The organism is Streptomyces gelaticus (assembly GCF_014649535.1).
GTDB lineage: Bacteria > Actinomycetota > Actinomycetes > Streptomycetales > Streptomycetaceae > Streptomyces > Streptomyces gelaticus.
In genome coordinates this window covers 8462-29324 of sequence record NZ_BMTF01000017.1, presented here as the reverse complement: position 1 = coordinate 29324, position 20863 = coordinate 8462, and the positions used below count along the sequence as shown (strand labels likewise).

General features: G+C 71.7%; 19 protein-coding genes. 8 read left to right on the top strand and 11 right to left on the bottom strand.

All coding sequences use genetic code 11. The features are described from left to right. On the bottom strand, positions 1-2052 hold a 2052-nt coding region (gene recG, locus IE107_RS23040), incomplete at its 3' end, for an ATP-dependent DNA helicase RecG (protein WP_229867185.1). Positions 2053-2249: 197 nt separating this feature from the next. On the opposite strand from recG, the gene IE107_RS23035 reads away from it, so the two are divergent. Both IE107_RS23035 and IE107_RS23030 read left to right on the top strand, forming a co-directional pair. After that, entirely contained in the window at positions 2250-4139 is a 1890-nt protein-coding gene (locus IE107_RS23035; RefSeq protein WP_189545845.1) for an HSP90 family protein, read from the top strand. Next, positions 4136-7084 carry a tetratricopeptide repeat protein gene (locus tag IE107_RS23030; RefSeq protein WP_189545843.1) on the top strand — a complete coding sequence of 983 codons (2949 nt, stop codon included), beginning with the start codon at positions 4136-4138 and terminating at the stop codon, positions 7082-7084. Before IE107_RS23035 ends, IE107_RS23030 begins: the two co-directional genes overlap by 4 nt. A 10-nt stretch (positions 7085-7094) precedes the next feature. On the opposite strand, the gene fakA is transcribed toward IE107_RS23030, so the two are convergent. Beyond that, entirely contained in the window at positions 7095-8717 is a 1623-nt protein-coding gene (gene fakA, locus IE107_RS23025; protein WP_189545841.1) for a DAK2 domain-containing protein, read from the bottom strand. A 258-nt stretch (positions 8718-8975) separates the two neighbouring features. Here fakA and rpmB point away from each other — a divergent pair, with 258 nt between their 5' ends. Further along, positions 8976-9161 carry a 50S ribosomal protein L28 gene (gene rpmB / locus IE107_RS23020; RefSeq protein ID WP_030928661.1) on the top strand — a complete coding sequence of 62 codons (186 nt, stop codon included), beginning with the start codon at positions 8976-8978 and terminating at the stop codon, positions 9159-9161. 86 nt (positions 9162-9247) lie between these two features. On the opposite strand, the gene thiD is transcribed toward rpmB, so the two are convergent. Both thiD and IE107_RS23010 read right to left on the bottom strand, forming a co-directional pair. Further along, on the bottom strand, positions 9248-10054 hold the full coding sequence (gene thiD, locus IE107_RS23015) for a bifunctional hydroxymethylpyrimidine kinase/phosphomethylpyrimidine kinase (RefSeq protein ID WP_189545839.1): 807 nt from the start codon (positions 10052-10054) through the stop codon (positions 9248-9250). Positions 10055-10064: 10 nt separating this feature from the next. Then, on the bottom strand, positions 10065-11036 hold the full coding sequence (locus IE107_RS23010) for a thiamine-phosphate kinase (protein ID WP_189545837.1): 972 nt from the start codon (positions 11034-11036) through the stop codon (positions 10065-10067). Positions 11037-11360: 324 nt separating this feature from the next. Between IE107_RS23010 and IE107_RS23005 the strand changes: the two genes are divergently transcribed. Both IE107_RS23005 and IE107_RS23000 read left to right on the top strand, forming a co-directional pair. Then, positions 11361-11594 carry an Lrp/AsnC family transcriptional regulator gene (locus IE107_RS23005; RefSeq protein ID WP_189545835.1) on the top strand — a complete coding sequence of 78 codons (234 nt, stop codon included), beginning with the start codon at positions 11361-11363 and terminating at the stop codon, positions 11592-11594. Positions 11595-11614: 20 nt separating this feature from the next. Then, positions 11615-12094 (top strand): DUF3515 domain-containing protein, encoded by a 480-nt coding sequence (locus IE107_RS23000; protein ID WP_373302477.1) that lies wholly within the window; start codon positions 11615-11617, stop codon positions 12092-12094. A gap of 47 nt (positions 12095-12141) precedes the next feature. Here the strand turns inward: IE107_RS23000 and IE107_RS22995 are convergent, their stop codons facing one another. From IE107_RS22995 to IE107_RS22985, 3 genes are all read right to left on the bottom strand, one after another. After that, on the bottom strand, positions 12142-13299 hold the full coding sequence (locus IE107_RS22995) for a D-alanine--D-alanine ligase family protein (RefSeq protein WP_189545833.1): 1158 nt from the start codon (positions 13297-13299) through the stop codon (positions 12142-12144). Positions 13300-13401: 102 nt separating this feature from the next. Next, positions 13402-14412 (bottom strand): NAD(P)H-dependent glycerol-3-phosphate dehydrogenase, encoded by a 1011-nt coding sequence (locus tag IE107_RS22990; protein ID WP_189545831.1) that lies wholly within the window; start codon positions 14410-14412, stop codon positions 13402-13404. Beyond that, positions 14409-15161, bottom strand: coding sequence for a lysophospholipid acyltransferase family protein (locus IE107_RS22985; protein WP_189545829.1), 753 nt, complete (start codon positions 15159-15161; stop codon positions 14409-14411). Before IE107_RS22985 ends, IE107_RS22990 begins: the two co-directional genes overlap by 4 nt. 167 nt (positions 15162-15328) lie before the next feature. Between IE107_RS22985 and cofC the strand changes: the two genes are divergently transcribed. Both cofC and IE107_RS35205 read left to right on the top strand, forming a co-directional pair. Continuing rightward, positions 15329-16048, top strand: coding sequence for a 2-phospho-L-lactate guanylyltransferase (gene cofC / locus IE107_RS22980; RefSeq protein ID WP_229867189.1), 720 nt, complete (start codon positions 15329-15331; stop codon positions 16046-16048). A gap of 10 nt (positions 16049-16058) precedes the next feature. Beyond that, positions 16059-16262 (top strand): hypothetical protein, encoded by a 204-nt coding sequence (locus IE107_RS35205; RefSeq protein ID WP_229867184.1) that lies wholly within the window; start codon positions 16059-16061, stop codon positions 16260-16262. A 191-nt stretch (positions 16263-16453) separates the two neighbouring features. On the opposite strand, the gene IE107_RS22975 is transcribed toward IE107_RS35205, so the two are convergent. The 4 genes from IE107_RS22975 to leuC form a co-directional block, all read right to left on the bottom strand. Continuing rightward, complete coding sequence (locus IE107_RS22975) at positions 16454-17122, bottom strand: HU family DNA-binding protein (protein ID WP_189545827.1); 669 nt, start codon at positions 17120-17122, stop codon at positions 16454-16456. Positions 17123-17265: 143 nt separating this feature from the next. Next, positions 17266-17493, bottom strand: a complete 228-nt coding sequence (locus tag IE107_RS22970) for an SCO5555 family protein (protein ID WP_072487271.1) — start codon at positions 17491-17493, stop codon at positions 17266-17268. A 104-nt stretch (positions 17494-17597) separates the two neighbouring features. After that, positions 17598-18191: a 3-isopropylmalate dehydratase small subunit gene (leuD, locus tag IE107_RS22965; RefSeq protein WP_189545825.1), complete on the bottom strand. Its 594-nt coding sequence runs from the start codon at positions 18189-18191 to the stop codon at positions 17598-17600. Between the two features lie 5 nt (positions 18192-18196). Beyond that, complete coding sequence (leuC, locus tag IE107_RS22960; protein WP_189545824.1) at positions 18197-19621, bottom strand: 3-isopropylmalate dehydratase large subunit; 1425 nt, start codon at positions 19619-19621, stop codon at positions 18197-18199. 175 nt (positions 19622-19796) lie between these two features. Here leuC and ndgR point away from each other — a divergent pair, with 175 nt between their 5' ends. Next, the gene (gene ndgR, locus IE107_RS22955; RefSeq protein WP_014048551.1) at positions 19797-20513 is read left to right on the top strand and encodes an IclR family transcriptional regulator NdgR; all 717 of its coding nucleotides are present in this window, start codon (positions 19797-19799) and stop codon (positions 20511-20513) included. Positions 20514-20863: the final 350 nt, after the last annotated feature.

Below are 20863 nucleotides of genomic sequence, written 5' to 3'. Positions count from 1 at the left end.
GCGGCGCTGTTCGAGGTCGATCCGGGAGAGCTCGAAGCCGTCGAGAGTGGCGGCGACGGCGGAGAGCCGGGCGCGGGCCGGACTGGCCTCGTGGGCCTCGCTGACCAGCAGGCAGAGTCCGGGGGCGGAACCCCGGCCGACCCGGCCGCGCAACTGGTGCAGCTGGGAGACCCCGAAGCGGTCGGCGTCCATGATCACCATGGCGGTGGCGTTGGGGACGTTGACGCCGACCTCGATGACGGTGGTGGCGACCAGGACGTCGACGTCGCCCGCGGCGAAGCGGCGCATCACGTCGTCCTTGTCGTCCGGATTCATCCTGCCGTGCAGCACCTCGACGCGCAGACCGGCCAGCGGGCCCTTGGCGAGCTGTTCGGCGATCTCCAGCACGGCGAGCGGCGGGCGCTTGTCGCCCTCCTCCTCGGGCGCCTTCTTCTTCGTCTTCTTCCCCCCCGCCTCGTCGTCGGCGTCGTCGCCGATGCGGGGGCAGACCACGTAGGCCTGGTGTCCGTTCTCCACTTCTTCCCGCACTCTTTCCCAGGCGCGGCCGAGGAAGTGCGGCTTGTCCTTGGCGGGGACGACATGGCTGGCGATCGGCGAGCGGCCGGCCGGGAGCTGGTCCAGTACGGAGGTCTCCAGGTCTCCGAAGACGGTCATGGCGACCGTACGGGGAATGGGGGTGGCCGTCATGACCAGCAGATGCGGCGGCTGCTTCCCCTTGGAGCGCAAGGCGTCGCGCTGTTCCACACCGAAGCGGTGCTGTTCGTCGACGACGACCAGGCCCAGGTCGTGGAACTGCACCTTGTCCTCGATCAGGGCATGGGTGCCGATCACGATCCCGGCCTCGCCGGTGACGAGGTCGAGGAGCGCCTGACGGCGGGCCGCGACCCCCATCGAGCCGGTGAGCAGCACCACCTTCGTGCCCTGCTCGGAGCCGCCCAGCGCCTGCCCGTCGCCCGACCGCCGCCCCTCCTGGGGAGGCGCTTCGCGCCACAGTCCCCAGTTCTCGGCCAGCTCTCCCATCATTTCCGTGATGGAGCGGTGGTGCTGCTGGGCGAGCACCTCGGTCGGCGCGAGCATGGCGGCCTGCCCGCCCGCGTCGACGACCCCGAGCATGGCCCGCAGCGCGACCAGGGTCTTGCCGGACCCGACCTCGCCCTGGAGCAGCCGGTGCATCGGGTGCTCGGTCGCGAGGTCGTCGAAGATCTCCTTGGAGACCTTCTGCTGCCCGTCGGTGAGGGTGAAGGGCAGCCTGGCGTCGAAGGCGTCGAGCAGTCCGCCGGGCACGGGTCTGCGGGCCGCGGCCGGGAGCTGCGTGTCGGCGTACCTGCGGCGGGCCAGCGCGACCTGGAGGACGAAGGCCTCGTCCCACTTCAGCCGGTCCCTGGCCTGGGCGATGTCCGCCTTGGTCCGCGGGCGGTGGACCTTCAGCAGCGCCTCGGGCAGCGCGGTGAACCCGCGGCCCTCGCGCAGGCCCGGCGGCAGCGGGTCGACGGCCTCCTGGGCGCTGGGCAGCACCGTGTCGACGGCCTTGGCGATCCGCCACGAGTCCAGCTGCTTGCAGGCCGGGTAGATCGGCAGCAGCCGCCCGGCGAAGGCGTCCACCGCTTCGGTGGCCTCGTCGGTGTCCTTGGTGTCCAGGAGCTGGTACGTGGGGTGGGCCAGCTGCATCTTCCGGTTGAAGACGGAGACCTTGCCCGCGAACATCGCCCGCCGGCCGGGCAGCAGCTCCTTGTGCGGCTTGTGGACGCCGTGGCCGAAGAAGACCAGCTGGAGGCGGCCGCTGCCGTCGGTGAGGGTCACTTCGAGGCGCTTGCCGCGGCCGTTGTTGAACATCAGCACGCGGGCGTCGGCGACCTGGGCGACCACCGTCACGTGCTCGTCCAGCGGGAGGTCCGTCAGCGCCGTGAGCCGGCCGCGCTCCTCGTAGCGCCGCGGGTAGTGGTGGAGCAGATCACCGACCGTGTGCAGGTCGAGGTGTTCGGCCATCACCTTCGCGGTGGCTCCGCCGAGCAGCTTCTTGAGGGGTTCATCGAACGCAGACACGCGATCCATTGCACACCACACCACTGACAGATGTCCGGCGGGCACCACCCGGAACCCGGGAATCCCCTGGTCGGAATCGTCGACACGCCCCTAGGATCGGCTCCCACGCTTCCGGCTCGCGATCACCTCTCGAGGGATCGCCCGACCCGCGCTGTCGCACGTGCCTCGCCGGACGAGGCACAGGTCCCCCCACCGGCGCTGCGACGATGACATCTGAGACCTCCGCGAATTCCGCGTCCCACGAACACACCGAATCCCCCGCCGGCCGGTCGCCGCACACCTTCCAGGTGGACCTGCGCGGGCTGGTCGACCTTCTCTCCCACCATCTCTACTCCTCCCCTCGGGTCTACCTCCGCGAGCTGCTGCAGAACGCCGTGGACGCCATCACGGCCCGCCGCGCCGAGCAGCCGGACGCGCCCGCCCTGGTGCGGCTGTACGCGGACGGCGGACGGCTGCGGATCGAGGACAGCGGGATCGGTCTGACCGAGACCGATGTGCACAGCCTGCTCGCGACGATCGGCCGCAGTTCCAAGCGCGAGGGGGCGGAAGGGCTCGCCTCGGCGAGCGCCGGGTTCCTCGGCCGGTTCGGCATCGGGCTGCTGGCGTGCTTCGTCGTCGCGGCCGAGATCAGGGTGGTGAGCCGTTCGGCGCGTACGCCCGCGTCACCGCCTGTGGAGTGGTGCGCCCGCGAGGACGGTTCGTACACCGTCCGTACGCTGCCCGACGAGGCGCGGACGGAGCCGGGCACCACCGTGCACCTGACCGCACGGCCCGGCAGCGGGGACTGGCTCACCGAGGAGCGGGTGCTCTCCCTCGCCCGCGACTTCGGCTCGCTGCTGCCCTACGACGTACGGGTGGGCGAGGCCGCGGTCACCGCTCTGCCGGCGCCGTGGGACCGCCCGTATCCGAGCCCGGCGGCGCGGCGCGTGGCGCTCGCCCGCCACTGCCACGAGCAGTTCGGCTTCCCGCCGCTCGACGCGATCGACCTGGATCTGCCGCTCGCCGGGGTCCGCGGGGTCGCCTATGTGCTGCCGTCCGCCGTGAGTCCGGCGCAGCGGGCCGGGCACCGGGTGCATCTGAAGGGGATGCTGCTGACCGACCGGGCCGACGAACTCCTGCCCGACTGGGCGTTCTTCGTGCGCTGTGTCATCGACACGGACACTCTGCGGCCCACCGCCTCGCGGGAGGCGCTGTACGCGGACGAGACGCTTGCTGCCGTGCGGGAGGCGCTCGGCGACCGGATCAGGCAGTGGCTCACCGGGCTCGCCGCGGGTGATCCGGAGCGGCTCGCGGAGTTCATCTCCGTGCACCACCTGGGGGTGAAGTCGCTCGCCCGGCACGACGGCGCCATGTTGCGCACGATGCTGCCGTGGCTGCCGTTCGAGACGACGGACGGGCAGTTGTCGCTGGAGGAGTTCGCCCGGCGCCATCCGGTGGTGCACTTCACCCGGACCGTCGAGGAGTACCGGCAGGTCGCGCCGATCGCCTCCGCGCAGGGCATCGGGGTGGTCAACGGCGGCTACACGTACGACACCGAGCTGGTCGAGCGGCTGCCCTCGGTCCGTCCCGGGACAGCGGTCGCGGAGCTGGACGCCGATACCGTCACCGCGCATCTGGACTCCGTCGATCCGGCGCAGGAGCTGGCGCTCGGCGCCTTTCTGGCCACGGCCCGCACGCGGCTGGACCCGCTGGGCTGCGACGTGGCGCTGCGTGCTTTCCATCCGCTGACCGTGCCCGCGCTGCATCTCGACGACCGGGCGGCCCGCCACGAGCAGGCCCGCGCCGAGGCGGAGGGGCAGGCCGACGAGCTGTGGGCGGGCATCCTCGGCTCGCTGCGCGGCAGCGCGCCGCGCGCCCGGCTCGTACTGAACCATCTCAACCCCCTGATCCGGCGCATCGGTTCGCTGCCCGACCCTGAGCTGGTGGGCAATGCCGTCGAGGCGCTGTACGGGCAGGCGCTGCTGATGGCGCAGCGCCCGCTGCGGCCGGCCGACTCGGCGCTGCTGAACCGGGCGTTCATCGGCCTGCTGGAGTGGGCCACGCATCCCGCAGCACCAGGACACTCCCCCGCGGACCCCCAGGAGGACGGCCGATGAGCGCCGACGTCAGCACGATCCGCCAGGCCCTGCGGGAGAACGACCGGGAACCGGAGGGCCCCGCGCGCAACGCCCGCGCGGAGCGGCTGCTCGCCGAGGCCGAGCAGACCGGGGACGCGGCCCTGGTCGTCGAAGCGCTCACCCATCAGCTGCAGGTCTACAACTACAGCTCCGAGAAGGACAAGATGTTCGTGCCCTTCGCGCGGCTGCTGCGCATGTGGGACGAACGGCCCGGCGATTTCGGCGACTTCATGACCCACCACCTGTTCTGGATGTTCAAGTGGGTCTCCAGCTCCATGGTCGACCAGCCGCACATCCCGCTCGCCGCCATCGAGAAGTGGCAGAGCGAGATGGAGCACCGCTACCGGCTCGCCGGCCACTCGGAGCGTGCCGTGTGCCAGGGCGAGCTGGAGATAGCCCGCCACCTGGGCGATCTGCCGCGTGCCGAGCGGGCGTACGCCGCCTGGCAGGCGGCCGACCGCGACCGGATGGCCAACTGCCACGCCTGTGAGCTGCATGAACAGGGGAGTTGGCAGGTGCAGCTCGGCCTGGACGCCGAGGCCCTGGAGACCTGGGCGCCGGTGCTGGCCGGTGAGCACACCTGCGCCCATGAGCCGCACGCCGTGCTGGCGGCCTCGCTGCTGCCGCTGCTGCGGACCGGCCGGTCCGAGCAGGCCCGCGCCCACCATCTGCGCGGGTACCGGATGGTCCGGTCGATGGAGAGCATGCGGGACTCGGCCGCCCAGCACATCGAGTTCTGCGCCCTGACCGGCAACGAGGCCCGCGGCCTGGAGATCCTCGCCGAGCGGCCCGCGTACTTCACCGACCGCGGGAACCCCGCCAGCCTGATGGACTACCTGGCCGTCACGGCGCTGCTGATGGACCGGCTGACCACGCTCGGCCACGGCGGGCAGTCGGTGCCGGGTCCGGCCGGGACCGGCTGGACCGCGTCCTCACTGGCCGCGCACGCCCGTACCCGGGCGCTGGAGCTGGCCGCCCGGTTCGACGAGCGCAACGGCACCGGGCGGATCGGCACGGTGGTGCGGGAGCGTCTGGACCGCCGGCCGCTGATGGACCGGCTGCCGCTCGGGGTACGGGCCGTGCGGCTGGCCGCCGCGCCCCCGGAGCCCGCCGCCCCGGCTCCGGAGACACCGGTGCAGGCGCCGCTGGACCTGGCCGGTCTGCTGGCCGAGGCGCACCGCCTCTCCGAGGCCCAGCGCCCGGAGGCCGGACCCGCCTGGGAAGCCGTGGCCCGTCGGGTCGCCGCGGCGGACCCGGCTGCGGCCGGGCTGTCGGACCACGACCGCGCGAGCGTCGAGGACCACCGGGCGATGTACGGCTCGCTGCCGCCGGCCGAGGCGATGGCGGCCTTCGGGACCGCCGCCGGTCTCTACGAGGCCGCGGGCGACCCGGGCGAGGCCGCCGCCGCGGCGGGCCGGGCCGCGTACGCCCGCGCGCTGCAGCCCGGCGGGGCGGACGGGGCGCTGGCCGAAATCGCCCCGGTGGTGGACCGGGTCCTGGCGCTGCACGCCGACGGCGCGGCCACCGCCCGCCAGGCAAGCGCGGTGCTGATGTGCCGGGCCCGCGTTCTCGGCCGGCTGGTGCAGGACGCCCCGGACGAGGCGGCCGCCGAGTCGGCCGTCGCCGGTCTCGACCAGGGGGCGCGGGAACTGCTCGCGTTCACCGAACCGCTGCGCGCGGAGGCCGGGGTGGCCACCCGGATCGCGGAGGCGCTGGAACTGCTCGGCGACGTCGCTGCGTACCGGGGCGACCCGCGCACCGCGCTGGAGCGGTACGAGCGGGCCGCCGCGGAGACCCGTGCCGCCGGGCTGCCCTGGTACGGGGTCGAGTGCGAGGCCAAGGCGTCCGGGCTCGCCGCCCAGCTGGAGGAGTACGGGCGGGCGGAGCGGGCGGCACGGGCCGCGCTGGAGCACGCGGCGCTCGTCCCGGCGCGCGGGCGGGCCCGGCTGCATCTGCGGCCCGCCGAAATCCTGGCAGGTACCGGGCAGTTCGCCGAGGCGGCCGAGCAGGCGCTGGACGCCGCGCACTGGGCGGACGAGTCGGGCGAGAGCGCGACGCTCGGGGTCCATGCCCGTCATCAGCTCGGCGGCTGGCTGCTCCGGCTGGACCGGGCGGCGGAGGCCGCCGCGGTGCTGGAGGCCGTGCTGCCCGACATCACGGCCGAGGAGCACGGTGACGGCATGGTCGTGCAGACGCTGTGGTGGCTGGGCGACGCGCTCACGGAGCTCCACGAGCCGCGGGAGGCGGCCGGGCACTGGCTGAAGGCGGCGGAGATCGCCCGCGGCTGGCCCGAACAGCACGACCACGCGATGCTCGCGAATCTGGCCGCGCAGGCGCTCTACCGGGCGGATCTGGACCCGCAGGCGGAGCTGGCGTACGCGCGGGCCGGGGAACTCTGGCGCGAGCTGGGCGATATTCCGGCGCTGGTGCGGACGCTGCGGGTGCGGGCCTGGATCGCCGCCCGGGAGGAGCAGCCGGACCCGGGGGCGGCGCGGGCGTTCATGGCGGCGGCCGCGCGGGAGTGCGAGGCGGCACTGGCCTGCTGCCCGGCGGACGGGGCTCCCCGGCTGCTCGCGGAGCTCGCGGACACCCACCGCCAGACCGGCGAGCTGATCGCCCATGTCTGCCCGGGTGAGCCGGGCGAGGCGCCGGAGTACGAGGAGGCGCTCGGGTACGTGGACCGGGCGGTCGCCGGCTTCACGCAGGCCGGCGCCGGTTTCGTCGGCCTGCGCACGGCCACCGAGCTGATGGCCGCCTGGCTGGAGGCCGACCTGGGCCGTCCGGACGCGGCCCGGGAGCGGGCCCGCAGGGTCCTGGAGATCCACGGGGCCGGGGAGGCGGACGAGACGGGCGAGGAGCGCCGGGCGGAGGCCGAGGCGCTGCTGGACTACGTGGACCGGAGGTCCGGCTCCTCCGGCGCCTGAGCGAGCGGCGCTACTCCACTCCGATGAGCAGCGGAGCACACTGGTGGCCGCCCCGGTACACCACCGTGTCCACTGCCAGATAGCCCTCGCGTACGTGCTCCTCCAGCGCGTCCGCGAGGGTGTCGGGGACGTCCTCGCCCAGGATCAGGGTGACCAGTTCGCCGCCCGCCGCCAGCATGCGGTCCAGTACGTCGCGGGCGGTCTGCGGTACGTCCTCGCCGATGACCGCGACGTCGCCGTCGATCAGGCCCAGGATGTCGCCGGCCTGGCAGATGCCCGCCATGGTCCAGGACTGCCGTTCGGCGACGGCGAGTTCGGCGTAGCGGGTGGCCCCGGCGGCGGCGGTCATCGCCACCACGTCCTCGTCGAAGCTGCGGTCGGGTTCGTGCACGGCGAGGGCGGCGATGCCCTGGACGGCGGCCCTGGTCGGGATCAGGGCGACCCGGACGCCCTCCGCGCGGGCCTGTTCGGCGGCGGCAGCGGCGGTGTGGCGCAGCTCCGCGTCGTTGGGCAGCAGGACCACCTCGCGGGCGTGCGCCCGGCGGATGGCGTCGACCAGTTCGCCGCTGGCCGGGGGCTCCCCGGGGCGGGCCAGGACCGTGGTGGCCCCGGCCTCCTTGCACAGGCCGCGCAGTCCGTCGCCGGGGACCACCACGACGACCGCGCGCTGCGCGGGCTCGATGTGGGGGTGTACCCGGTCCGCGCCGAAGTGGGTGATCCGGATGCGGTACGGCCGCCCCGCCTCCACCCCGGCCTCCACGGCCGCACCCGCGTCGTCGACGTGCACATGGACGTTCCACAGCCCGTCGCCGCCCACTACCACGAGCGAGTCACCGAGCCGGTCGAGCCGGGTCCGCAGCCGGTCCACGGCCTCGTCCCCGGCCTCCAGCAGGTAGATGACCTCGAAGGCCGGCCCGCCTTCCGCCTCGTCCGCCGCGCAGTCGTCCGGCACGTAAAGGGCGGCGGGCACGGCCACGTGGGTGCGCTCGGGGGCCCGCCCGGAGACCGCTTCGACGAGCGCCCCGAGCACCGTCACCAGGCCCCGTCCCCCGGCGTCCACGACGCCCGCCCGGCCGAGGACGGCGAGCTGTCCGGGGGTCGCTTCCAGGGCCGTCAGCGCCCCCTCGTACGCCGCCCTTGCGACGGCCGCGGCCGAGGCGTCGTGCCCGGTGCGCGCGGCGGACCCGGCGGCCGCGGTGGCCACCGTCAGCACGGTGCCCTCGACGGGGTGGGCGACGGCCCGGCGGGCCGCGTCGGCGGCGACGGCCAGGGCCCGGCGCAGATGGTCCGCGTCATGGCCGACGGCCAGCACCCCCGCCATCCCGCGCAGCAACTGGGCCAGGATCGTGCCGGAGTTCCCGCGGGCGCCGATCAGGGCGCCGTGCGCCATGGCGCGTACCGCGTCGGCCGCGACGGGTGCGGTCGTACCGGTCTCGTGGGCGGCGAAGACCGCTTCGACGGCCTGGGTCGCCGATTCCACGGTCAGATAGAGGTTCGTCCCGGTGTCCCCGTCGGCGACGGGGTACACATTGATCGCGTCGATCGCCTCGCGCTCCCGGCCCAGCGCCTCCAGGGCCAGCGAGCACCAGGTACGCACCGCGACGGCGTCCATGTCGTCGTCGGTCTGCGACACCTGTCGGCCCTCCTCGGATTCGGCCGTGGGCGGCCGGCTGCATCGCAGAGTAGCCCCGTGCACGGGGTCCGGCGGGGACAGGGGGCGGGACAAGGCCGGTGGAACCCATGGTAGTTTCGTTCCACCGACGCAGCCGTTGTATGCTGCTTCGGTTGCCCGATGAGAGTCGGGCCATCCCTCCGGCACCGCCACTTCAGTCAAATGATTCCGGCGCGCCGGATTTCACTGTAAGTGCATCTGAAGTCTTTGGAGTGACCCGTGGCTGCCAACTGCGACGTCTGCGGCAAGGGGCCGGGCTTCGGCAACAACATTTCGCACTCGCACCGCCGTACGTCCCGTCGCTGGAACCCCAACATCCAGCGCGTGCGTGCCGTGGTCGGTCGGACGCCGAAGCGGCTCAACGTCTGCACCTCGTGCATCAAGGCCGGCAAGGTCGCGCGCTGACGTTCCCGTCGTAGCGCAGCCTTCCGGTTGCCCAAAAAGCTGGTCCACCTCGGTGGGCCGGCTTTTTGCTGTGCGCCGGGGAGCGCTCACCCGGTGCGGGTCCGCCAGCCGTGGTCGACCGGGCCGATCCCCGCGCCCAGCGGGAATCCCCCCGCGATCGCCCCGGTGACGTAGACCTTCGCGTCCCGTACCGCCGCGGGTACGTCCTGCCCCAGCGCCAGTCGGCAGGCGATGGCCGAGGCGAGGGTGCAGCCGGTGCCGTGGGTGTGGCGGTTTTCGTGCCGCGGGGCGCGCAGCCAGTGTTCCTCGGTGCCGTCGGTCACCAGGTCGACGGGGTCGCCCGGCAGATGGCCGCCCTTGACGACGACCCAGCGCGGCCCGAAGTCCAGTACGGCGGCGGCGCCCCGCCGCATCCCCGCCTCGTCCTCGACGTGAATGCCGGTGAGCTGTGCCACCTCGTCCAGGTTCGGAGTGGCGACCGTGGCGACCGGCAGCAGTTTCGTCCGTACGGAGTCGAGCGCTTCGGCGGCCAGCAGCGGGTCGCCGTGCTTGGAGACGCCGACCGGGTCGACGACGACCGGGGCGTCGGTGCCGGCGAGGAGTCCGGCCACGGTCTCCACGAGGACGGCCGACGACAGCATTCCGGTCTTCACCGCCTGCACCCCGATGTCGTCCACCACACTGCGGTACTGGGCGCGTACGGCGTCGACGGGCAGTTCCCAGGCGCCTCGCACGCCCAGCGAGTTCTGGGCGGTGACGGCGGTCAGCACGCTCATCCCGTGCACGCCGTGCGCCAGCATCGTCTTCAGGTCGGCCTGGACGCCCGCACCGCCGCCGGAGTCGGATCCGGCGACGGTGAGCACACGGGCGGGTACGGCGGCAGATGTCGTCATACTCCGAAATCTACTCGGCGTCCTCGATGTCCCCGAAGTGGTCCCAGCCGCTCTTGCTGGTCCACGGCGCCCCGTCGACGGTCACCTGCGGCAGCGCGGAGGGGTTGAGGACCTCGCCGATCACCCTCCAGCGGGCGGGCAGCTTCACGTCCGGCGGGAAGGTGGCGACGATCGCGTGGTCCTCGCCGCCGGTCAGCACCCACTGGAGCGGGTCGACGCCGACCGCCTGCCCGATGTCGGACATCTGCGAGGGGATGTCGATGAGTCCGGAGCGCAGATCGATCCGGACCTTGCTGGCCTCGGCGATGTGCCCGAGGTCCGCGACGAGCCCGTCGCTCACGTCCGTCATCGCGGTGGCGCCGAGCCCGGCGGCGGCGGGGCCGGCGTGGTACGGCGGCTCGGGGCGCCGGTGGGCCTCGACGAAGGCGCGGGGCGAGCGGAAGCCGCGGGAGAGCACCGCGTACCCGGCGGCGGACCAGCCGAGCCAGCCGGTGACGGCGACGACGTCTCCGGGCTGGGCGCCGGAGCGGGTGACCGGCTCGTGGTTGCGCAGATCGCCCAGCGCGGTGATCGAGACGGTGATCGTCTCGCCGCGCACCACGTCTCCGCCGACCACGGCCGCGCCCGCGACCTGGCACTCGTCACGGATGCCGTCCATCAGCTCGCCGGCCCAGGTGACCGGGAGTTCGGCGGGGACGACCAGGCCGAGCAGCAGCGCGGTGGGCACCGCGCCCATGGCGGCGATGTCGGCGAGGTTCTGGGCGGCGGCCTTGCGGCCGACGTCGTACGCCGTCGACCAGTCGCGGCGGAAGTGGCGTCCCTCCAACAGGATGTCCGTACTGGCCACGACCCTGCGGTCGGGAGCTGTCACCACCGCGGCGTCGTCGCCGGGGCCGAGCCGTACCGCCGGAGTGGTGGTGAGCCGGGAAGTGAGCTCCTTGATGAGCCCGAACTCCCCCAACTCGCCCACGGTTCCCTTCACCGAGTCTCACCTCTCATCTATCGCGCCGGACGGTCGTCCGGGCTGCTTCGACGGCCGGGGGTCCGGACCCTGGGCCGGCCGCCGCCGCAGGGAGCAGTCTGCACCGCTCGTCACCGTCATGCCCGTCCCCCTTCCGGACCGCTGCGCTTGCGGTCGCGGGCCGTCACTGCTGTCGGTAATGTCAAGAGACACGTCAACTTGTGTCTTGTGTACGCCACGCTGCGGGCGTCAACGGTCCACAGGTCTCCCCGCGGCACGCGGCAACGCGATACCGTGGCGTCCCTTTCTCCCCCACATGATCCTCGTGGCCGCCCTGGAGGTTCCGTGGTACAGGCGTACATCCTTATTCAGACCGAGGTGGGCAAGGCGTCGACCGTCGCCGAGACCATCGCCCAAGTTCCGGGAGTGATCCAGGCAGAGGACGTCACCGGCCCCTACGACGTGATCGTGCGCGCTCAGGCCGACACGGTCGATGAACTCGGCCGCATGGTGGTCGCCAAGGTCCAGCAGGTGGAAGGCATCACCCGAACCCTGACCTGCCCGGTCGTTCATCTGTAGTCCCCGTCTACGCTGGGCCGGTGACATCATCGCGCCGACTTCGCCATCCCGTGTTCCTCGGCCTGTCCGTCGCTGCGCTGCTGGCCGCGGCCGGCTGTTCCTCGACGGACGCCGCGGTGTCGATCACGGTTCCCACGCCGTCCCCGGAGGCTGCGGGCTACTGTCGTGCGCTGCACAAGGAGTTGCCGAGGACCGTTGCCGGACTCGACCTCGGTGACGCCGGGCCGAAGTCCGAACTGACCGCCGAGTGGGGGGACGGGGAGATCGTACTGCGCTGCGGTGTCCCCCGGCCCGCGAAGATGGACGACCCGATGGCGAAGGGGATCGAGGCGGACGGCGTCAACTGGCTGCTGGAGCAGTCCGACGACGCGGGTCCGCGCTTCACGACGACCTACCGCAAGGCATACGTCGAGGTGACCCTCTCGGCGGCGTACGCGCATGACGCGAGCCCGTTGGCCGCGCTCGCCCCGGCCGTCCGCAGGACCGTTCCCGGACTGTAGGGCGTGCGCTCCCGCCCGGGAGCGCACGCCGCGCGGCGCGGGGCCGTTCAGCGCAGGCCGGTCGGGCGGCTCAACGCGGCCTGGATCAGCCGGTCCACCAGCTCCTGGTAGCTCACACCGCTCTCCTGCCACATCCGCGGGTACATGGAGATCGGGGTGAAGCCCGGCAGGGTGTTGATCTCGTTGATCACGAAGGTGCCGTCCTCGGTGAGGAAGAAGTCGGCACGGACCAGCCCTTCGCAGGACGTGGCCTCGAAGGCCTCGATCGCTAGCCGCTGGACCTCGGCCGTCTGCTCCTCGGTGAGCGGTGCGGGCACGATCCCGGAGGCCGAGTCGATGTACTTGGCCTCGAAGTCGTAGAAGTCGTGCGAGGTCACCGGCGGGATCTCGGCGGGCACGCTGGCACGCGGCCCGTCCTCGAACTCCAGCACCCCGCACTCGATCTCGCGGCCCCGCAGCAGCGACTCGACCAGGAACTTGGGGTCGTGGCGGCGGGCCTCCTCGATCGCCTCGTCGAGGCCGGACAGGTCGTCGACCTTGGTGATGCCGATGGACGAGCCGGCCCGGGCGGGCTTGATGAAGAGCGGCCAGCCGTGCTCCCCGGCGAAGTCCACGATGCGCTTGCGGGCGCCCGAGGGGTCGTTGTCCCACTCGCGGGGACGCACCACCAGGTACGGGCCGACCGGCAGCCCGAAGGAGATGAAGACCCGCTTCATGTACTCCTTGTCCTGGCCGACCGCCGAGGCGAGCACCCCGGCACCGACGTAGGGCACGCCCGAGAGCTCCAGGAGCCCCTGGAGGGTGCCGTCCTCGCCGTAGGGGCCGTGCAGCACGGGGAAGACGACATCGACCTCGCCGAGCGCCTTGGGGACCGAGCCGGGCTCGCTGTAGACCACTTCGCGGCTGCCGGGGTCGACGGAGAGCACCACGGCGCCCTCGGTGGAGTCGGCCAGCTGGGCCACTTCCGGCATCTTCCGGTCCGTGATGGCCATGCGTTCGGGTGCGTCGGCGGTGAGCGCCCAGCGGCCGTCCGTCGTGATGCCGATCGGCAGGACGTCGTACTTGGTCCGGTCGATGGCGTTCAGGACGGCGCCGGCCGTGACGACCGAGATGCCGTGTTCGGAGCTGCGGCCGCCGAACACGACGGCCACGCGCGGCTTGCGGAGCTGCTGCTCCGGGCTCTGGGGGAGGTTCTCGCTGCTCATATCGCGTTGAGCGTACCTGCTGGTACCACTCGCGTCAGCGTGGCCGGGGGCGGCTTCGGCGCCGACCGTGGACGTTCACCGCTCCGGCCGCCCCGGCCCGCCTCAGCGCCGCTCGGCCTTCGCGCTGCGCGACATCAGCTCACCCAGTGCGACCATCGGCGGCTTGCCCTCGTGGACGATGCCGACGACGGTCTCGGTGATCGGCATGTCGACTCCGTGCCTGCGCGCCAGATCGAGCACCGACTCACAGGACTTGACGCCCTCGGCGGTCTGCTTGGTGACGGCGATGGTCTCCTGCAGCGTCATGCCCCGGCCGAGGTTGGTGCCGAAGGTGTGGTTGCGCGAGAGCGGCGAGGAGCAGGTGGCCACCAGGTCGCCCAGGCCCGCGAGTCCGGAGAAGGTCAGCGGGTCGGCGCCCATGGCCAGGCCGAGGCGGGTCGTCTCGGCGAGGCCCCGGGTGATGAGCGAACCCTTGGCGTTGTCGCCGAGGCCCATGCCGTCGGCGATGCCGACCGCCAGGCCGATGACGTTCTTGACCGCGCCGCCGAGTTCGCAGCCGACCACATCGGTGTTGGTGTACGGGCGGAAGTACGAGGTGTGGCAGGCGCTCTGGAGGCGCTGGGCCACGGACTCGTCCTGGCAGGCGACGACGGCCGCCGCGGGGCGGCGTTCGGCGATCTCCTTGGCCAGGTTGGGCCCGGTGACGACGGCGATCCGGTCCGCGGAGACCTTGGTGACGTCCTCGATGACCTCGCTCATCCGCTTCGCGGTGCCGAGTTCGACGCCCTTCATCATCGAGACGAGAACGGTGTCGGAGCCCAGGTGCGGGGTCCATTCGGCGAGATTGGCGCGCAGGGTCTGCGAAGGCACCACGAGTACGGCGAAGTCGGCGCCGTCCAGCGCCTCGGCGGCGTCGGTGGTGGCCCGGACGGAGGCGGGGAGTTCAATTCCCGGCAGGTAGTCCGGGTTGGTACGGGTCGTGTTGACGGCCTCGGCGACCTCGGCACGACGGCCCCAGAGGGTGACCTCGCAGCCGGCGTCGGCGAGCACCATGCCGAAGGCGGTACCCCATGAGCCGGTTCCGAAGACGGCTGCCTTTGCGGGGTGCGTCACTTGGTTCCCTCTCCTTCGGCCTTGCGCCGCTGCTCCTCGCGGGCCTTGCGGTGGTCGTAGGGCTGCGCGGGGGCCTGCTCGCCCCGCACGATCTCCAGTTGCGCGGTCACCGAGGCCATGATGGCCTCGGTCGCCTCGCGCAGGACCTCGGGCGTCGGCTCCATGTCGTAGAACCGGGAGAGGTCCACGGGTGGTCCGGCCTGCACCTGAAGGGTCTTGCGGGGGAACAGCCGGAGCTTGTTCTCCTTGGCGTACGGCGGCATCGCGAGGTTGGCGCCCCACTGCGCGACGGGGATGACCGGTGCCTTCGTCATCAACGCGACACGGGCGGCACCGGTCTTGCCGGCCATCGGCCACATGTCGGGGTCGCGGGTGAGTGTGCCCTCCGGGTAGAAGGCGACGCATTCGCCGCGCTCGATGGCGTCGACGGCCGCACGGAAGGCGTCCAGCGCGTTGGTCGTCTCGCGGTACACCGGGATCTGTCCGGTACCGCGCAGCATCATTCCCACAAAGGGAGTCTTGAACAGGCCCGCTTTGGCGAGAAGCCGCGGAACGCGTCCGGTGTTGTACTGGAAGTGACCGTAGGAAAGCGGGTCCAGATAGGAGTTGTGATTGACCGCGGTGATAAATCCACCGTCAGCCGGAATGTGTTCCATCCCCCGCCAGTCACGCTTGAACAGAACCACCAACGGCGGTTTTGCGATGACCGCCGCCAGGCGGTACCAGAAGCCGATTCTGCGGCGGGACACTCGGACACCTTCCTCTAAGGACCTGAACTCTGCCTGGCTACCGACGGTCAAGTCTCGCCCCAGGCCCCTGCTCTGTCGAGAACACCGTACGCCCCGCTTTCGGGACCGACCCTCCGGGTTCTCGCGCCGGCAGGCGAGAATAAGCGGCGACGCGCACCGAGGGGGAGATCGCCACGAACACCGACCCGACCGATCCTTGGTCCCTGGTCGTCCCGTTGAAGCCCCTTGCGCGGGCCAAGAGCAGGCTGGCGCCTGCGGCGGGGGCCGAACTGCGTCCCCGGCTCGCCCTCGCCTTCGCCCGGGACACCGTGGCCGCCGCCCTGTCGTGCCCGGCGGTGCTGGATGTGGTGGTGGTCACGGACGACCCGGAGGCCGGGGCGGCCCTCACCGCCATCGGGGCGCGCGTCGTCCCCGACGAGCCCGACCGCGGTCTCAACGCCGCGCTGGCACACGGCGAGCGGGCCGTACGGGCCGGGCGGCCCCGCGCCGCGGTCGCCGCCCTGAACGCGGATCTGCCCGCGCTGCGCCCCGCAGAACTGGCCCGGGTACTCGATTATTCCGCCGAATTCCCTCGCGCATTCGTGGCCGATGCAGCCGGAATCGGGACAACATTTCTTTCGGCTGCACCGGGAGTGGAATTGCGTCCGGCTTTCGGCGGCCCTTCCCGGGCCCGGCACCTGGACTCGGGCGCGGTGGAAATCGACCTGGCCGGCATCGATTCGGTCCGCCAGGACGTGGACACCGGCGAGGATCTGCGGGCGGCACTGGCGCTGGGCGTCGGCGCGCACACCGCGGAACACTGGGACACGGGGGGCCTCCCGGGCCGCCGCGGCTCCCGGCCGGGCCCCGGCGGCGAGGCCTCGGTGGTTTCCTCACCGGACCGATAGGCTTCCGTCCATGCAGGCGACCTCGTACACCTTCGACCCCGAGACCCGCACCGGCAGCGTGCTGCTCGACGACGGCACCCCGGTGGATTTCGACGCCCGGGCCTTCGACGCGGGCGGTCTGCGGCTGCTGCGTCCGGGACAGCGGGTGCGGATCGAGGGCAGCGGCGAGGGTGCGGAGCTGCGGATCACCCTGGTGACGCTGCAGACGTTCTGAACGGGCACGGCAGACGCCCCGGCCCCGAATGCGGCCGACGCTCCGGAAAGGGCGTGACAGACGTTCCGAGCGGGATTGCGAACGGGCACGGCAGACGTCCGGACGCGCACAGCGCCCACCACAGCCCGCGGGCCGGGCTCCCCGAGGGGAGCCCGGCCCGGTGCGTGTGAGCGGCCCTGTGCTGCTCGGCCTCACTTCTTCCGTGCAGTGGCCTTCTTCGCCGTCGTCTTGCGCGCCGTGGTCTTCTTGGCGGGCGCCTTCTTCGCCGTGGCCTTCTTCGCGGGCGCGGTCTTGCTGACGGCGGCCTTCTTGGCAGCGGTCGTCTTCTTCGCCGCAGCGGTGGTCTTCTTCGCTGCCGCCGTGGTCTTCTTGGCCGCCGCGGTGGTCTTCTTCGCGGTGGTCTTCTTCGCTGCCGCCGTGGTCTTCTTGGCGGCGACCTTCTTCGCGGTGACCTTCTTCGCCGTGGCCTTCTTGGCGGCGGCCTTCTTGGCGGCGGCCTTGGTCGTCGTCCGGGTGGAAGGACCGCCCGAGAGGCTGCCCTTGGGCGCCTTCTTCACGGCCACTTCGCCGCCCTTGGGGAGCTTCTTCGAGCCGCTCACCAGGTCCTTGAAGCCCTGTCCCGCACGGAAGCGGGGAACCGAGGTCTTCTTGACCCGCACGCGCTCGCCCGTCTGCGGGTTGCGGGCGTAACGGGCCGGGCGGTCGACCTTCTCGAACGAGCCGAAGCCGGTGACCGAGACCCGGTCCCCCGCGACAACCGCACGGACGATCGCGTCGAGTACCGCGTCGACGGCGTCGGCGGCCTGCTGGCGGCCTCCGACCTTGTCGGCAATCGCTTCTACGAGCTGCGCCTTGTTCACGTCTTCCCCTTCGGAGACATTGCCAGAACGAAAGTGTTCAAGCGTTTTCGCACGTTAGGCAGATATATACCGCAAATCAAACACGAAACGGGCTAATCACCCTAGTGCCGCAACGAAGTCGACTGCTGCACAGTTCCGCAGAGTCAGTCACCTTCGGGGAATCGGCCCTCATCGAGGTCCTTCATCAACCGGTCCAGACGCCTTGCCGCATCCGGGAGATCGTGCTTAGCCGCGGCCGTGATGACCAACAGCTTCCGGGACAGCGCCATCCTTACGCCCTCCGGGACTTGCAGTGCGCGCACTCTTGTGTGCGCTTCCTTCAATCGGTCGGCGACTTGGCCGTAAAGCTTGAGTTGGCTGTCGCGTTCCATGCACCGATTGTGCCATCTGGGCCGAGTTGTCGCCCGACAGGGTCTCAACAAGCGACTGCGCCCCCTACCAGATGGCAGGGGGCGCAGTCCTGGAAACGTGCTGCTCAGGCGTTAATTGTACGCGGCTTGAAGGTCGGCCTTGCCGCCTCATAAGTCGCGATGTCCGCTTCGTTCTGAAGGGTGAGACTGATGTCGTCCAGCCCGTTGAGCAGTCGCCAACGGGCGTTCTCGTCGAGCTCGAAGTCGGCCGTGATGCCCTCGGCGCGGACCTGGCGCGCCTCCAGGTCGACGGTGATCTCGGCCGCGGGATCGGCCTCGGTCAGCTCCCAGAGCGCGTCGATCACCTGCTGGTCGAGTACGACGGTCAACAGCCCGTTCTTCAGCGAGTTGCCGCGGAAGATGTCGGCGAACCGGGAGGAGACGACGGCCTTGAAGCCGTAGTTCTGCAGCGCCCACACGGCGTGTTCGCGGGACGATCCGGTACCGAAGTCGGGACCGGCCACCAGGACCGTGGCACCCTTGCGCTCCGGGCGGTTGAGGACGAAGTTCTCGTCCTTGCGCCAGGCCTCGAAGAGCCCGTCCTCGAAGCCGTCCCGGGTGACCTTCTTCAGCCAGTGGGCAGGAATGATCTGGTCGGTGTCGACGTTGCTGCGGCGCAGCGGGACGGCCCGGCCGGTGTGTGTGGTGAAAGCTTCCATGATTCTCAGACTCCGGCGGGCGTACGGGCGTCGGACAGGTCGGCGGGCGAGGCCAGGTGTCCCAGCACGGCGGTGGCGGCGGCCACCTGCGGGGAGACCAGGTGCGTACGGCCGCCCTTGCCCTGGCGGCCCTCGAAGTTGCGGTTCGAGGTGGAGGCGGAGCGCTCGCCGGGGGCCAGCTGGTCGGGGTTCATGCCGAGGCACATCGAGCAGCCGGCGTGGCGCCATTCGGCGCCCGCGGCGGTGAAGACCTTGTCCAGGCCCTCGTCGACGGCCTGCAGGGCGACCCGTACGGAACCCGGGACGACCAGCATCCGTACCCCGTCGGCGACTTTGCGGCCCTCCAGGACCGCGGCCGCGTTGCGCAGGTCCTCGATCCGGCCGTTGGTGCAGGAGCCTACGAAGACGGTGTCCACGTTGATCTCGCGCAGCGGCTGGCCGGCGGTCAACCCCATGTATTCCAGGGCCTTTTCGGCGGCGTTGCGCTCCGAGGCGTCCTCGTACGAAGCAGGGTCGGGGACGTTGGCCGACAGGGGCGCGCCCTGGCCGGGGTTGGTGCCCCAGGTGACGAACGGGGCCAGCTCGGCCGCGTCGATGACGACCTCGGCGTCGAAGACCGCGTCGTCGTCGGTGCGCAGCGTCTTCCAGTACGCGACGGCGGCGTCCCAGTCCTCGCCCTGCGGGGCGTGGTCGCGGCCCTTCAGGTAGTCGAAAGTGGTCTGGTCCGGGGCGATCATGCCCGCCCGGGCACCGGCCTCGATCGACATGTTGCAGATGGTCATCCGGGCTTCCATCGAGAGCTTCTCGATGGCGGAGCCGCGGTACTCCAGGATGTAGCCCTGGCCGCCGCCGGTGCCGATCCGGGCGATGATCGCGAGGATCAGGTCCTTGGCCGTGACGCCGTCGGGCAGTTCGCCGTCGATGGTGATCGCCATGGTCTTCGGGCGGGCCATCGGCAGCGTCTGGGTGGCCAGCACGTGCTCGACCTGGCTGGTGCCGATGCCGAATGCCAGCGCGCCGAAGGCGCCGTGCGTGGACGTGTGGGAGTCGCCGCAGACCACGGTGGTGCCGGGCTGGGTCAGGCCCAGCTGCGGGCCGACCACGTGCACGACGCCCTGCTCGACGTCGCCCAGGGGGTGCAGCCGGACACCGAACTCGGCGCAGTTCTTGCGCAGGGTCTCCAGCTGGGCGCGGGAGACCGGGTCGGCGATCGGCTTGTCGATGTCGAGGGTCGGGGTGTTGTGATCCTCGGTGGCGATGGTGAGATCGAGGCGCCGCACCCGGCGTCCGGCCTGCCGGAGGCCGTCGAAGGCCTGGGGGCTGGTCACCTCGTGCAGCAGGTGCAGATCGATGAAGAGGAGGTCGGGCTCACCTTCGGCGCGCCGGACGACATGGTCGTCCCAGACCTTCTCCGCGAGTGTCCTACCCATCGCTTTCCCTCCGGCCGGCGTCTTCGCCGGCCCAACTAGAGATTTGGTGCGCCGCCGTCCGGACCCCCGTGCGGGGCGGTGGCTACGGGGCCGTTGTGTGGCCGCCCCTACAGGTTCGCAAGTTCTGCCGAATATTGAACTTGCGTTTCACAGAGTGAGACGGGAGTATCGTCGTATGGACAACTCTAGCGGCGTCGGCGTTCTCGACAAGGCAGCTCTGGTATTGAGCGCCCTGGAGTCCGGTCCGGCCACCCTCGCCGGGCTGGTCGCGGCGACCGGGCTCGCACGACCCACGGCCCACCGACTGGCCGTGGCACTGGAACACCACCGCATGGTGGCGAGGGACATGCAGGGCCGTTTCATTCTCGGCCCCCGGCTGGCGGAGCTCGCCGCGGCGGCGGGCGAGGACCGCCTGCTGGCCACGGCCGGCCCGGTGCTCACCCACCTCCGCGACATCACCGGCGAGAGCGCACAGCTCTACCGCAGGCAGGGCGACATGCGGATCTGCGTGGCGGCGGCGGAGCGGCTGTCCGGCCTGCGGGACACCGTGCCGGTCGGCTCCACGCTCACCATGAAGGCCGGCTCGTCGGCCCAGATCCTGATGGCCTGGGAGGAGCCGGAGCGCCTGCACCGCGGCCTCCAGGGCGCCCGCTTCACGGCGACGGCGCTCTCGGGCGTACGGCGCAGGGGCTGGGCCCAGTCGATCGGCGAGCGCGAGCCGGGCGTGGCCTCGGTCTCGGCCCCGGTGCGCGGCCCCTCGAACCGGGTGGTCGCCGCCGTCTCGGTCTCCGGACCGATCGAGCGGCTGACCAGGCACCCGGGCCGGATGCACGCCCAGGCGGTCATCGACTCGGCGGCCAGGCTCAGCGAGGCCCTGCGCCGTACCGGCTGACGCATCCGGCAGCCCCCGGCCGCCCCAGCGTCGTGGCGGTCCCCTCCCAGAACCTCACCCGCGAAGGCTCACTTCGCGTTCGAGCGGTGCGCGAAACGGTCGGCTCCCCGACGGCCACGCGCCTCCAGCGGCAGCACGCCGGTCGCCCGGGCCGGTCCGCAGGCCGGCCTGATGCGTCAAGTCGCCGTCCAGGACCTGGACATGATGGAGACACACCCCACGGAGTCGGAGCAGGAGGAGGAGTCGGCCCCGGCGCTACGGCCTCTGAACCGGCCCACGGCCCGAACGGGCCTCGTCGGCAACAGCAAAGGCCCTTCACCGGGGTGAAGGGCCTTTGTCTGTCCTGCTGT